Annotated in this window: 10 protein-coding genes and 1 pseudogene; 8 read left to right on the plus strand and 3 right to left on the minus strand. The window is 44.5% G+C overall.

Annotation, left to right across the window (positions count from 1 at the left end; genetic code table 11):
• The 8 genes and pseudogenes from MED222_RS04405 to MED222_RS04370 all read left to right on the plus strand — a co-directional run.
• Positions 1-222: pseudogene (locus MED222_RS04405) on the plus strand (cell division protein FtsZ); the annotation flags it as partial.
• A gap of 96 nt (positions 223-318) precedes the next feature.
• Entirely contained in the window at positions 319-1,236 is a 918-nt protein-coding gene (gene lpxC, locus MED222_RS04400) for a UDP-3-O-acyl-N-acetylglucosamine deacetylase (protein WP_009848388.1), read from the plus strand.
• 387 nt (positions 1,237-1,623) lie between these two features.
• The gene (gene secA / locus MED222_RS04395) at positions 1,624-4,350 is read left to right on the plus strand and encodes a preprotein translocase subunit SecA (protein WP_009848389.1); all 2,727 of its coding nucleotides are present in this window, start codon (positions 1,624-1,626) and stop codon (positions 4,348-4,350) included.
• A 307-nt stretch (positions 4,351-4,657) separates the two neighbouring features.
• On the plus strand, positions 4,658-5,056 hold the full coding sequence (gene mutT, locus MED222_RS04390) for an 8-oxo-dGTP diphosphatase MutT (RefSeq protein WP_009848390.1): 399 nt from the start codon (positions 4,658-4,660) through the stop codon (positions 5,054-5,056).
• A 92-nt stretch (positions 5,057-5,148) separates the two neighbouring features.
• Entirely contained in the window at positions 5,149-5,973 is an 825-nt protein-coding gene (gene dapB / locus MED222_RS04385; protein WP_020477212.1) for a 4-hydroxy-tetrahydrodipicolinate reductase, read from the plus strand.
• Between the two features lie 503 nt (positions 5,974-6,476).
• Positions 6,477-7,649 carry a glutamine-hydrolyzing carbamoyl-phosphate synthase small subunit gene (gene carA, locus MED222_RS04380; protein ID WP_009848392.1) on the plus strand — a complete coding sequence of 391 codons (1,173 nt, stop codon included), beginning with the start codon at positions 6,477-6,479 and terminating at the stop codon, positions 7,647-7,649.
• 16 nt (positions 7,650-7,665) lie between these two features.
• Positions 7,666-10,896: a carbamoyl-phosphate synthase large subunit gene (carB, locus tag MED222_RS04375; RefSeq protein WP_009848393.1), complete on the plus strand. Its 3,231-nt coding sequence runs from the start codon at positions 7,666-7,668 to the stop codon at positions 10,894-10,896.
• 206 nt (positions 10,897-11,102) lie between these two features.
• A complete protein-coding gene (locus tag MED222_RS04370) occupies positions 11,103-11,882 on the plus strand; it encodes a TSUP family transporter (protein WP_009848394.1) in 780 nt (259 codons plus the stop codon).
• On the opposite strand, the gene MED222_RS04365 is transcribed toward MED222_RS04370, so the two are convergent.
• From MED222_RS04365 to btuF, 3 genes are all read right to left on the minus strand, one after another.
• Positions 11,833-12,678: a LysR family transcriptional regulator gene (locus MED222_RS04365; RefSeq protein ID WP_009848395.1), complete on the minus strand. Its 846-nt coding sequence runs from the start codon at positions 12,676-12,678 to the stop codon at positions 11,833-11,835. The genes MED222_RS04370 and MED222_RS04365 overlap by 50 nt on opposite strands.
• A 205-nt stretch (positions 12,679-12,883) precedes the next feature.
• On the minus strand, positions 12,884-13,501 hold the full coding sequence (locus tag MED222_RS04360) for a TRIC cation channel family protein (protein WP_009848396.1): 618 nt from the start codon (positions 13,499-13,501) through the stop codon (positions 12,884-12,886).
• 74 nt (positions 13,502-13,575) lie between these two features.
• On the minus strand, positions 13,576-14,445 hold the full coding sequence (gene btuF / locus MED222_RS04355) for a vitamin B12 ABC transporter substrate-binding protein BtuF (RefSeq protein ID WP_009848397.1): 870 nt from the start codon (positions 14,443-14,445) through the stop codon (positions 13,576-13,578).
• Between the last annotated feature and the right edge of the window lies 1 nt (position 14,446).

Here is a 14,446-nt window from a genome sequence, read left to right on the forward strand (position 1 = left end):
ACTCCTCAACCACAGGTCGCGGCTCAAACTGCACCAAAAGTGGAAGATAAAGTGGCACAACCATTGCAAGAAAAAACTGAGGTAAAACCTCAAGTTAAGCCGCAGCCAACAACGTCACCTGTTTCTTCAGGTACAGGCGCTAGCCAAAGTGCAGCACCTAAAGCTGAGAAAGAGAGTGGATACTTAGATATTCCGGCATTCTTACGACGTCAGGCTGATTAACAAATACCCAAAGTTTGACTATCGTCGAATTAATGGTAAAATTCGCGGTCGGTAAATACTGACCGTGATTTGTAGCACTGATAACGAGGCAAGCAGATGATCAGACAACGTACTCTGAAAGAAATTGTGAAAACAACTGGTGTGGGTCTCCACTCTGGTCGTAAAGTCACACTTACTCTTCGCCCGGCAGCTGCAAATACAGGTATTGTTTATCGTCGTACAGATGTAAATCCACCTGTAGATTTCCCAGCTGATCCAGCGTCAGTTCGTGACACTATGTTATGTACTGCTCTTGTTAATGACGAAGGCGTACGTATCTCTACAGTGGAACACCTTAATGCAGCTCTAGCGGGTATGGGTATCGACAACATTATTGTTGAAGTCGATGCACCAGAGATCCCAATTATGGATGGTAGCGCAAGCCCATTCGTATACTTGCTACAGCAAGCGGGTGTAGAAACACTGAATGCAGCGAAACGTTTTATTCGAATCAAAAAGCCAATCCGTTTTGAAGATGGCGATAAGTGGGCAGAGTTTGTGCCATTTAACGGCTTCCGTATGGACTTCGAAATCGAATTCAACCATCCAGCAATTGAATCTGATGAACAGCACCTGTTGTTTGATTTTTCTTCACAAGGCTTTGTGAAAGAAATTTCTCGTGCTCGTACCTTCGGCTTCATGCGTGATATTGAATACCTACAATCACAAAACTTGTGTTTGGGTGGTAGCTTTGATTGCGCAATCGTACTAGACGAATACCGAATTCTTAATGAAGAAGGTCTACGTTTCGAAAACGAGTTCGTAACGCATAAAGTGCTAGATGCGATTGGTGACCTTTACATGTGTGGACACGCTATTATCGGTGAGTTCCGAGCATACAAATCAGGTCACGGCCTAAATAATCAACTACTACGCGCAGTACTTGCTGATGCAGAAGCTTGGGAATGGGCAACATTCGAAGAAGAGGTTGGCTCTCCTGTTGCGTTTGCTGAACCAGGAATGGTTCTAGCGTAATTGTTGTTTACGACAATATAAGATTTTGAAAACCAGGTCATTGACCTGGTTTTTTTGTATCTATTTTCCAGATACAGTGTCGTCAGTATTTAAAAGTTGCCTAGTATTTGGCTACAGTCTGGCTAATCCATCAACAATTAGAAAGAAAAGTACCAAGCACATCAAACAAATGGGGTTATAAATGGTCGTTGGTGTGAAAATTACTTACACTAGAGGGCATTAATTTTAACTGAAGCCTTGAAAACTCTACTCTCAAGTACAATATCAAAGATACTAGATTTATCTCAGTATCCTTGGTTAGTAACTAAAGACTAGTTTATAGCTAGTAGAGACTGACGCATTTAAAATAGATCGCGGACGATCTGAGAACGAAGAGATTCCAAGCACATGATTACTAAGCTGCTGACAAAGGTAATTGGCAGTCGCAATGACAGAACACTGCGCCGCCTTAGAAAAATTGTAAAAGAAATTAATAACTTCGAACCAACGTTTGAAGCTCTTTCAGACGATGAACTAAAAGCAAAAACGGTTGAGTTTCGTGAGCGCTTAGATAAAGGTGAATCGTTAGATCAACTTCTACCTGAAGCATTCGCTACGGTACGTGAAGCGTCGAAGCGTGTTTACGGCATGCGTCACTTTGACGTGCAAATGATTGGTGGCATGGTTCTAAATGCTGGCCAAATTGCAGAGATGCGTACTGGTGAAGGTAAGACACTTACCGCAACCCTACCAGCTTATCTAAACGCGCTACCAAGCAAAGGTGTTCACGTAATAACGGTGAACGATTACCTAGCGAAGCGTGATGCGGAAACAAACCGCCCATTATTTGAATTCCTTGGCATGACTGTTGGCGTGAATGTGGCAAACATGGCTCCGCCAGAGAAAAAAGAAGCGTACCAAGCTGACATCCTATACGGAACAAACAACGAGTTTGGTTTTGATTACCTTCGTGACAACATGGCTTTCCGTGCTGAAGACCGAGTTCAACGTGAGCGCTTCTTTGCTGTAGTCGATGAGGTTGACTCAATCTTAATTGATGAAGCTCGTACTCCGTTAATTATCTCTGGCCCCGCTGAAGATAGTTCTGACCTTTATACGCGCATTAACACTCTAATTCCTTCTCTAGAGCGTCAAGATAAAGAAGATTCAGAAGAGTACCGTGGTGAAGGTCACTACACCATGGACGAAAAATCAAAACAGGTTCACCTGACTGAAAACGGTCAAGAGTTTGTAGAAGAACTAATGGTCAAAAACGGCTTGATGGAAGAGGGTGACACACTTTACTCTCCAACCAATATCAGCCTATTGCACCATGTGAATGCTGCGCTTCGTGCACACGTATTGTTTGAGAAAAACGTCGACTACATCGTTACTGAAGAAGGCGAAGTGGTTATCGTTGATGAACATACTGGTCGTACTATGCCAGGTCGTCGTTGGTCTGAAGGTTTACACCAAGCTGTTGAAGCTAAAGAAGGTGTGAAGATTCAAAATGAAAACCAAACATTAGCATCGATCACATTCCAGAATTTCTTCCGTCTGTATGAAAAACTGTCAGGTATGACAGGTACTGCTGATACAGAAGCGTTCGAATTCCAGTCTATCTACGGCCTAGAAACGGTGGTTATCCCAACCAACAAGCCTATGGTTCGTAACGATATGCCAGATGTGGTTTATCGTACTGAAGAAGACAAGTTCAATGCGATCATTGAAGACATCAAAGACCGTGTAGCGGCTGGTCAGCCATCACTGGTTGGTACAGTTTCTATCGAGAAATCTGAACTGCTGTCTAACGCATTGAAAAAATCAAAAATTAAGCACAACGTTCTAAATGCTAAGTTTCATGAAATGGAAGCTGAGATCGTTGCACAAGCTGGTATGCCTGGTGCGGTAACTATCGCAACTAACATGGCCGGTCGTGGTACCGATATCGTGCTAGGTGGTAGCTGGCAGGCACAACTTGAGAAGATAGAGAACCCAACCAAAGAGCAGATCGAGAAGATCAAAGCTGATTGGAGAATCATTCACGATAAAGTACTTGAGTCAGGTGGTCTGCACATCATTGGTACTGAGCGTCATGAATCTCGCCGTATCGATAACCAGCTACGTGGTCGTTCTGGTCGTCAAGGTGATGCGGGTTCTTCTCGTTTCTACCTATCAATGGAAGATTCTCTACTACGTATATTTACGTCTGATCGTATGGCTGGTCTTATCCAAAGTGGTATGGACGAAGGCGAAGCGATTGAATCTAAGATGCTGTCTCGCTCAATTGAAAAAGCACAACGTAAAGTGGAAGGTCGTAACTTCGACATCCGTAAGCAGCTTCTTGAGTACGATGATGTAGCCAATGACCAACGTAAGGTTGTTTATGAGCTACGTGATGAACTGATGAGTTCAGATGACATCAGTGAAATGATCGAACACAACCGTGAAGATGTACTGGCGTCAGTTATTGATGAATACATCGCTCCTCAGTCTCTTGAAGATATGTGGGATATTGCGGGTCTGCAAGATCGTCTGAAGAATGACTTCGATCTAGACTTTGACATTCAAGGTTGGTTAGACGAAGACGACAAGCTTTATGAAGAAGCATTGCGTGAGCGCATTCTTGGTATGGCGGTTGATTCTTACAAACAGAAAGAAGAAGTGGTTGGTGCTCAAGTACTGCGTAACTTCGAGAAGTCTGTGATGCTACAAACGCTAGACGGCCTTTGGAAAGAGCACTTGGCTGCGATGGATCACCTTCGTCAAGGTATCCACTTACGTGGTTATGCTCAGAAGAACCCGAAACAAGAGTATAAGCGCGAGTCGTTTGAACTGTTTGAAGGCCTACTAGATGTACTGAAAACAGACGTTGTGACCATCCTTTCTAAAGTTCGTGTTCAGCAACAAGAAGAAGTTGAAAAGATGGAAGCTCAACGTCAAGCTCAAGCTGAACAAGCGGCGCGTCGTGCACAAGCACAACATGCAACGGCTGAAAACCAGCTAGCTGACGATGAAGCGGATGCGGCATCTCCACAAACGGTAGTACGCGATGAGCGTAAAGTGGGTCGTAACGAACCATGTCCATGTGGAAGTGGTAAGAAGTACAAACAGTGTCACGGTAAAATAGACTAAGTCTGGTGAATCGTTGCTGTAACGGATGATTGTAGTGTCGGAGGTACTCACTTACTAACGTAAGCTCCGTGCCTCCTCCTTGCACTCACCACGTCACAGCTTAGCTTCACACAAACTTATTGATAAAAAGAGTCGCTTAGGCGGCTCTTTTTGTATGTGAAAATAATAAGGTTTCGATAGCGTCATCATCGAGAGTGAGGGACGAGCGAATCGGGGATCTTTCGAACTAACAAGAGAGCAGATTCCCTATCTAATTCGTTCCTCATTGTAGGGAATGACGCTAGGGACATAGAAGGAACACCATCATATGAAAAGAATCCACATTGTAGCGGGCATCATCTTCAATCAAGATAAGTCACAGGTATTTATCACTAAGCGCCCAGACGATAAACACAAAGGCGGTTTTTGGGAATTTCCAGGTGGCAAGGTTGAAGCGGGCGAAACCATCGAACAAGCAATGACTCGTGAGCTTGATGAAGAGATTGGTATTAAGGTGACAGAACAGACTTTGTTTGAACACCTTGAGTTTGACTATACGGATAAGTCACTTAAGTTTGATTTCATCCTTGTGACCGAATTCGAGCAACAGCCTTATGGTAAAGAAGGTCAACAAGGTGAATGGGTCGATCTTGAATCATTGAGTCAATACGCCTTCCCCGAAGCAAACGTGCCAATTTTAGAGCGAGTAATAAAAGAGTTTTCGTAATTGCTAGCCTGAGTTTGAGATTGTTGTTAGTTTAAAGAGATTAATCGATTGAACGTTGCTGCAAGAGATAAGTGGCAACGGTAACCAAAACAATGGAGATATTCGCAGTGGTAAGAATTGCAATTGCAGGAGCAGCTGGCCGTATGGGTCGTAACTTGGTGAAAGCCGCTCACCATAATTCAGAAGCAAGCGTTGGTGCTGGTTCAGAACGTCCAGAATCATCTTTGGTCGGTGTTGACGTCGGCGAGTTATGCGGTGAAGGTCGTTTTGATGTGGCTCTAGTTGATGACCTTTCGAAAGCGATTGAACAGTTTGACGTGATCGTCGACTTTACCGCACCTGTAAGCACATTAGCGAATATTGAACTTTGTAAACGTCACGGTAAAAAACTGATCATCGGCACTACGGGTTTCTCTGAAGAAGAAAAGCAGGTTATCGATGCGGCTTCAAAAGAAATGGCTATCGTAATGGCACCGAACTATAGCGTTGGCGTGAACTTGGTTTTTAAGCTGTTAGAGAAGGCCGCTAAAGTGATGGGCGATTACTGTGATGTTGAAATCGTAGAGGCTCACCACCGTCATAAAGTCGATGCGCCGTCAGGTACTGCGATCGGCATGGGTGAAGCGATCGCTGGTGCGATGGGCAATGAGCTAAACGATGTCGCTGTATGGTCACGCGAAGGCATTACGGGCGAGCGTACAAAAGATGAGATTGGTTTTGCGACAATCCGTGCCGGTGACATCATTGGCGAGCATACCGCAATGTTTGCTGATATTGGTGAGCGCGTTGAAATTACCCATAAAGCCACGGATAGAATGACCTTTGCTAATGGCGCAATCAAGGCAGCTGTTTGGCTAAATGATAAGCCAGCAGGCTTTTATACCATGACAGACGTCCTTGGTTTAAACGATCTGTAAATAGATATTTATGCGCTGGCAATTGCCGGCGCTTTCTTTATTTGGTGGCTTTTCCTTAAGAATTCCTCTTCTACGATCTTCCTTCTACTTTCTTCTTATCGCCACTTTCCCTCTATTTTTATGCTATTTATGCAGGCTTTAGTGTGCTTTTTGTTTTAGAACTTTAAATTATCATGTTTTCTCTTGGTATTTATCGATTGCGTTTTGTCGCTGATATTTTTGGCACTCTATGGTTAGCTAAAATGACGGGTGAAAATTAGAAAATCGTAATATTCCTATTAATTGAGTATGAAAGTTGAACTTTTGAAGCTTTGGTAAAGGAAATTGAATTAGTTCTTACAAATGTTTAATTTCTTTTGCGTTAAATGTTGACACGTATCACGCAGATCACTAAAATACCGCCAATTTGTCTAATTTCCATAAACACGCAGTTTTTGGTGTTGCAGGAAGGTAGATTTGCAAATTAAATCAATTTTAATGCATTTTTATTTCTGGAGGTTGTCTTGAAGAAGTCAGCACTACTCGTCCTAGAAGATGGGACAGTATTTCACGGTGAAGCCATTGGCGCTGTAGGTTCTGCAGTTGGTGAAGTCGTTTTTAATACCTCGATGACGGGGTACCAAGAAATCCTCACTGATCCTTCCTATTCTCAGCAAATCGTTACCCTTACTTACCCTCACATTGGCAATACCGGAACCAATTCCGAAGATGAAGAATCTTCTTCAATCCATGCTCAAGGCCTTGTGATTCGCGATCTCCCTCTAATCGCTTCTAACTTCCGTAATGAACAATCCCTTTCTGATTACCTTAAGTCGCAAAACGTTATTGGTATCGCTGATATCGATACTCGTAAGCTGACGCGTATTCTTCGTGAAAAAGGCGCACAGAACGGTTGTATCGTAGCTGGCTCTTCAGTAAATGATGGAAATTTAGACGAAGCTTTGGCTCTAGCTAAAGCAAAAGAATTCCCTGGCCTGAAAGGTATGGACCTTGCGAAAGAAGTTACAACAAAAGAAGCGTATCAATGGAAACAAGGTTCGTGGACGCTTACGGGTGGACTTCCTGAAGCGAAAGCAGACTCTGAATTGCCATACCACGTTGTTGCTTATGACTTCGGTGCAAAACGAAACATCTTACGAATGCTTGTTGACCGCGGCTGCCGCCTAACGGTTGTTCCTGCTGAAACTTCTGCTGAAGAAGTACTTGCTCTGAACCCAGACGGTGTTTTCCTTTCAAATGGCCCTGGTGACCCAGAACCATGTACTTACGCAATTGAAGCAACAAAAGTGTTCCTAGAAAAAGGTTTACCAATCTTTGGTATCTGTCTAGGTCACCAGATTCTTGCTCTTGCGTCAGGCGCTAAGACAGTGAAAATGAAGTTTGGTCACCACGGTGCAAACCACCCGGTTAAAGATTTAGAACGTGATGTTGTGATGATTACTTCACAAAACCACGGCTTTGCTGCTGACGAAGATACGCTTCCAGAGACATTACGAGCGACTCATAAGTCTCTATTTGATGGTTCTCTACAAGGTATCCACCGTACAGACAAACCAGCATTTAGCTTCCAAGGTCACCCAGAAGCAAGTCCAGGTCCAGAAGATGCGGCGCCGCTATTCGACCACTTCATTGAATTAATTAACCAGTCTGTTGCAAACAAACAAGACAAAGCGTAATCCGGAGTAGTAGATAATGCCAAAACGTACTGACATTAAAAGTGTTCTAATTCTAGGTGCTGGTCCGATTGTTATCGGTCAAGCATGTGAGTTTGATTACTCTGGTGCTCAAGCTTGTAAAGCACTTCGCGAAGAAGGTTACCGAGTTATTCTTGTAAACTCGAACCCAGCGACAATCATGACTGACCCAGACATGGCTGATGCGACTTACATCGAACCTATCCAATGGGAAGTTGTTCGTAACATCATCGCTAAAGAGAAGCCTGATGCAGTTCTACCGACAATGGGCGGCCAAACTGCACTTAACTGTGCGTTAGATTTAGAAAAATACGGCGTACTTGAAGAGTTCGGCGTAGAGATGATTGGCGCAACTGCTGACGCTATCGATAAAGCTGAAGACCGCTCTCGTTTTGATAAAGCAATGAAAGCTATTGGTCTTGAGTGTCCAACGGCTGATACAGCGAAAACGATGGAAGAAGCTTACAAAGTTCAAGAAATGGTTGGTTTCCCTTGTATCATTCGTCCATCGTTTACGATGGGTGGTACAGGCGGTGGTATCGCTTATAACAAAGAAGAATTTGAAGAAATTTGTCGTCGTGGTCTGGATCTTTCTCCAACCAACGAACTTCTAATCGATGAGTCACTTATCGGTTGGAAAGAGTATGAGATGGAAGTGGTTCGCGACAAGAACGACAACTGCATCATCGTATGTGCGATTGAAAACTTTGACCCAATGGGTATTCACACTGGTGACTCGATCACCGTGGCTCCTGCTCAAACGCTAACAGACAAAGAATACCAACTAATGCGTAACGCTTCTCTAGCGGTACTGCGTGAGATTGGTGTTGAAACGGGTGGCTCAAACGTACAGTTTGGTATTAACCCGAAAGATGGCCGTATGGTTATTATCGAGATGAACCCACGTGTATCTCGTTCTTCTGCACTTGCTTCTAAAGCAACAGGTTTCCCAATCGCTAAGATTGCAGCGAAACTGGCTGTTGGCTTTACGCTAGACGAGCTAATGAATGACATCACTGGTGGCGCAACGCCAGCATCATTCGAACCAACAATCGATTACGTAGTAACTAAGATTCCTCGTTTTAACTTCGAGAAGTTTGCAGGTGCTAACGACCGTCTAACGACTCAAATGAAGTCGGTTGGTGAAGTTATGGCTATCGGCCGTAACCAACAAGAATCTCTACAGAAAGCACTTCGCGGTCTAGAAGTTGGCGCAACTGGTTTTGACGAAATGGTCGACCTAGATGCACCTGACGCACTAACGACGATTCGCCATGAGCTTAAAGAAGCTGGTTCTGACCGTATTTGGTACATCGCAGATGCTTTCCGTGCTGGTATGTCAGTTGATGGTGTATTCAACCTAACGCAAATTGACCGTTGGTTCCTAGTTCAAATCGAAGACATCGTAAAACTAGAGCAAGAACTCAAAGCGAAAGGCTTTGCTGGTCTGAATAAAGACGAGCTAATGAAGCTTAAGCGTAAAGGTTTTGCTGATGCTCGCCTATCTAAGATTCTAGGTGTAGCAGAAAGCGAAATCCGTCGTCTACGTGACCAATACGATATTCACCCAGTCTACAAGCGTGTAGATACTTGTGCGGCTGAGTTCTCTTCTGATACGGCTTACATGTACTCATCTTACGATGATGAATGTGAGTCGAACCCAACAGACAAAGAGAAAATCATGATCTTAGGCGGCGGTCCAAACCGTATCGGCCAAGGTATTGAATTCGATTACTGTTGTGTACATGCATCTCTAGCACTACGTGAAGATGGCTACGAAACAATCATGGTTAACTGTAACCCTGAGACAGTTTCGACAGACTATGATACGTCTGACCGTCTGTACTTTGAACCAGTAACTCTGGAAGACGTACTAGCAATCGTTCGTGTTGAGAAGCCAAAAGGCGTTATCGTTCAGTACGGTGGTCAAACACCACTGAAACTGGCTCGTGAGCTTGAAGCTGCTGGCGTACCAATCATTGGTACTAGCCCAGACGCAATCGACCGTGCAGAAGACCGTGAGCGTTTCCAAGTTGCTGTTGACCGTCTTGGTCTTCTACAACCAGAAAACGCGACAGTAACAACAATGGAGCAAGCGGTAGAGAAATCTCGCGAAATCGGCTTCCCACTGGTTGTTCGTCCTTCTTATGTTCTTGGTGGTCGAGCGATGGAAATCGTATACGACGAGCAAGACTTACGCCGCTACTTCAACGAAGCAGTTAGCGTTTCAAACGAATCTCCAGTACTACTTGATAGCTTCCTAGACGATGCTGTTGAAGTGGACGTTGATGCGATTTGTGACGGTGAGCGTGTTGTTATTGCGGGTATCATGGAGCATATCGAGCAAGCGGGTGTTCACTCAGGTGACTCAGCATGTTCTCTTCCGGCTTACACGTTAAGCCAAGAAATCCAAGACGTAATGCGTGAGCAAGTTGAAAAGCTAGCGTTCGAGTTGGGTGTTCGTGGTCTAATGAATACGCAGTTTGCTGTTAAGAACAACCAAGTGTACCTAATCGAGGTTAACCCTCGTGCAGCACGTACAGTGCCGTTCGTATCGAAAGCAACAGGCGCAGCAGTCGCTAAGATTGCAGCTCGTGTGATGGCAGGTCAATCGTTAGAGTCTCAAGGCTTTACGAAAGAAATCATCCCACCTTACTACTCAGTGAAAGAGGTTGTTCTTCCGTTCAACAAATTCCCTGGTGTTGATCCACTGTTAGGCCCAGAAATGCGCTCTACTGGTGAAGTTATGGGTGTTGGCGCAACGTTTGCTGAAGCATACTCTAAAGCTGAATTGGGTTGTGGTCACATCTACCCTGAAGGTGGTCGTGCATTGCTTTCTGTTCGCGAAGGCGACAAAGAGCGTGTTGTTGACCTAGCATCTAAGCTATCTAAGCTTGGTTACCAGCTAGACGCAACTCACGGTACAGCTGTTATCCTTGGCGAAGCGGGCATTAACCCACGTCTAGTAAACAAGGTACACGAAGGTCGTCCTCACATTCTTGACCGTATCAAGAACAACGAGTACACGTACATCGTGAACACTGCGGCTGGCCGTCAAGCGATTGAAGATTCTAAAGTTCTTCGTCGTGGCGCATTGGCTGAGAAAGTGAACTACACGACTACGCTAAACGCAGCATTCGCGACTTGTATGGCGCACACTGCAGACGCAAAAACGTCAGTAACTTCAGTTCAAGAGCTACACGCACAAGTTAAAGCTTCTCTAGCTTAATAGACTAACGCGTATCGCTGTTAAGCGGATATAAATGCTCAAAGCCCACTCTTCGGAGTGGGCTTTTTTATGTCTGTTATCTGGTGAAAATCTGGTGATGGCTAAATGATGAATATTTGGAATAGGTTACAATCTTGTGTTTCGTTATTGCTCATCTGCAGTGAGTGGTAACTTGTCGCTATACGAGAATTTAAGGCGTTGGGTATATGGAAATCACTCTAGAAATATTGGCTATCTTGTTTGTTGTTGCAACGGCGGCAGGCTTTATTGATGCAATGGCTGGCGGCGGTGGATTGTTGACTCTACCTGCATTGCTAGCGGCCGGAGTGCCACCAACGCAAGCACTGGCAACCAATAAACTTCAAAGCTCATTTGGTAGTTTTTCTGCCAGTTGGTATTTCGTGCGCAACGGCATCGTTAGTATTAAAGAGATGCGCCTCGCGATCTTTTGTACTTTTATTGGCTCTGCAATTGGTGCCGAGTTAGTCCAGCACATTGATGCGAGTTTACTGACTAGCGTGATACCGCTGCTGCTTATCGCTATCTCTCTCTATTTCCTGTTAGCACCCCAAACTAGAGCGTCTGAAGGAAAGCAGAAGATCTCTGAGGCGATGTTTGCTTTGTGTATTGGTGGCGGAGTTGGCTTCTACGATGGCTTTTTTGGCCCAGGAACAGGTTCAATTTTCACGGTATGTTTTGTCGCTATCGGTCACTTCTCTTTAGTGGATGCAACGGCACGCACCAAGATACTTAACTTCACATCGAATATAGCCGCATTGATCTTCTTTATTTTAGCTGGCTTGCCAATTTGGGAATTAGGATTAGTGATGGCAGTTGGTGGTTTTATGGGCGCTCAACTTGGCGCTAAAGTAGTGGTAACAAAAGGGCAGAAATGGATTCGCCCTCTTGTGATCGTGATGTCGATGTTAATGGCGTCTAAACTGCTTTGGGAACAGCATCAACAATGGATTCTATCAGTATTTTAACTCGCGGAGATTGATAGCTGTTTGGTCTCACACAGATATGAATCGGTCTAATCAATCCTTGCAATTCGGGAAAGCTAAACAGGTATTGAGGCTTAATGTTGAGTGTTTTTACGATAGAAAGCGGGATCAAAGCCGGCCCCGTTCCTCCTAGCGCTAGCTGGGCTGCTGTGGTATAGGCATCCATCTCCATCAAGGGTTTAATACCAAACTTTTCTAACACTGAGAGCTGATAAGAGTTGGCAGGGTTGGTCATATCGTTGGTAATCACCAATGGAGGAAGCTCCGTTAGCGGCGACTTACTCACTATGTAAAACGGCTCATCAAATAGATGGAAGGTCATCAATCCATGATGCGGCGGCAGTAAGCCAGCACACAACCCCAAGGTCGCCTTACCAGACTGCACTCGCTCGATAATTCTTGGTGTATGGTTAGTGGTGATGGTGATGTATTTATCTTGCTGGATAAATTGGCCCATCATCTCACCTAAATAACCCGCTATCAGAGACTTAGAGCTATCTAAAGTAATGAGAGTGGTATCTTCCAACTCTTGCTGTTCATAAATAAGCCCTCTAAGTTCATTGAATGTAGGGCCTATGCTCTCGATTAATGCAATCGCATCCGGCGTCAGTTTTATCTGTCGGCCACTCGGCTCGATGAGCTTTTTACCTAGCTTCTTTTCTAAATTCGCAATCCGTTTGCTGACCGCTGATTGGCTGATATAAAGCAAACTGCCTGTGCGGCTCATGGTTTTTGCTTTACTCAGCACCAATAGAGTTTCGATTCCTTCGAGTAACATTGAGTGATATTCATGAAAGTTGGGAATGATTGTTTCAACTTACCTCAAACAACATTCATTCTCTAGATTTGAAACTAAAGGTTTGAACTCAGTTAGGTATTTTAAATTGTGAACGCAAAGTGTCACGAGAGCATTAGAATGGATTGCAGAACGAGCTGGATTAAAAAAGACTCCTTTGCGGAGCCTTTCACTTTGTAACGATAGCTTATTTGATAGCAAAGGTTGGCAGTGATAAGTGCCAACGAATAGCGCCAAGCCTAATCAATAGTGTCGTGAAGACGCCGGCCAAAAAGGCGGTTTCTGAGTCGTGTCCCATGTTGAGCGCCATGGTATGGAAAGTACCACCAATGATACAAGCGGTCGCATAGACTTCACTTCTTAGAATCATTGGCACTTCGCGTGCAAGCACGTCACGGATAATACCGCCACCACAGCCTGTGATAACACCCATGATAATGGCCACTAATGCCGAGTCTTGATAAATCAGTGCTTTTTCTACACCAATACCAACAAACACCGCTAAGCCGATCGCATCACATACCGGCAATATCCACCAAGCCAGACGCTTTGGACGTCTTACTATAATCATGGTCAGCAAACAGGTGGTGATGATAACCCAAAGGTAGGTGGTATCGGTGATCCAAAACACGGGAGTTGCTCCTAGTGCCATGTCACGAATAGTACCGCCGCCAATCGCGGTTACACTGCCTAGAACGGCTACGCCAAAGGGATCCATCTTAAGACGGCCAGCGACAAATACGCCTGAGACGGCAAAGATGGCGGTGCCAAATAAATCGATAATATAAAGCAGCATGGAGTCCATGATACTGGTGCTCTTATAGTTAAAATTGTAGGGACAGGTCGGTGGCGAATTGTACGAAAAAACGCTGCAAATAGTTAGTGATTTTGCCTAGCTCTATCGAAGAAATCGCACACTTGTTGGATTGCTTTCAAAGTTCTTGTTGTCGGGCGATTAATCCAGTCAGAATTAAGTGACCAAATCTGATTTTGAGCAACTGCCGGGATCTCATCTTCCCAAGTTTGCCACATGGTTCCATTCTCAATTGCGTGCTGAGAAGTGAAGATCACTTGCGGCTTCCTTAACACAACTTGTTCAATGCCAACTTGCGGGTAAGGGGAAGCACTGTCTTCGAAAATATTGTGGCCACCACAAAACTCAAACACCTCACTTGGCCAGTGTCCTTGAGCAACAGTGATGATCGGCTTCTCACTGAGTTGGTAGAAGTAGTTTACTGGCTCGGCATCTTTGTATTTTAGTCTCAACGCGTTGAGCTGCTCTCTGTATTGTTGAGCGTTATTTTCGCCAATACTTGGATCGCTTGCGAATTGGCTAAGTTGCTCAATATTGGTCGCGATGTTATCTAGGCTCTTGGTTTTTGAGTAATAAATATTAAAACCAAATTGCTCCAGTTTCGCGAGTTCTCTGGGCGGGTTTCCAGCTGGCCATGCGAGAATGAGATCCGGTTGCAGGGCGATGATCTTCTCAACCTTGATGCCTTGGTAATTCGCCACTTTCTCTAGCTTGTCAGCTTGTAGTGGATAATCACTTCGCTCACTCACCGCAACAAGCTTATCACCTAAACCAGCGCTGTATGCGAGTTCAGTGGCATGAGGAGCAAGGCTAACCACACGTTGAGCAGGTTGAACTTTTTCTGAAATCAGTAGTGCTTCTTCTGCAAATGATAAAGGCAGCCATAAGCTGGAAGACAAAATAGTAAGGCTTGTAACAAGTGCTGATGGTTTCACT

Source organism: Vibrio sp. MED222, assembly GCF_000153005.1.
Lineage (GTDB): Bacteria > Pseudomonadota > Gammaproteobacteria > Enterobacterales > Vibrionaceae > Vibrio > Vibrio tasmaniensis_A.

Coding starts and splice junctions, on each gene's coding strand:
- lpxC (WP_009848388.1), top strand. CDS start 319: ATGATCAGACAACGTACTCTGAAAGAAATTGTGAAAACAACTGGTGTG.
- secA (WP_009848389.1), top strand. CDS start 1,624: ATGATTACTAAGCTGCTGACAAAGGTAATTGGCAGTCGCAATGACAGA.
- mutT (WP_009848390.1), top strand. CDS start 4,658: ATGAAAAGAATCCACATTGTAGCGGGCATCATCTTCAATCAAGATAAG.
- dapB (WP_020477212.1), top strand. CDS start 5,149: ATGGAGATATTCGCAGTGGTAAGAATTGCAATTGCAGGAGCAGCTGGC.
- carB (WP_009848393.1), top strand. CDS start 7,666: ATGCCAAAACGTACTGACATTAAAAGTGTTCTAATTCTAGGTGCTGGT.
- MED222_RS04370 (WP_009848394.1), top strand. CDS start 11,103: ATGGAAATCACTCTAGAAATATTGGCTATCTTGTTTGTTGTTGCAACG.
- MED222_RS04365 (WP_009848395.1), bottom strand. CDS start 12,678: ATGTTACTCGAAGGAATCGAAACTCTATTGGTGCTGAGTAAAGCAAAA.
- MED222_RS04360 (WP_009848396.1), bottom strand. CDS start 13,501: ATGGACTCCATGCTGCTTTATATTATCGATTTATTTGGCACCGCCATC.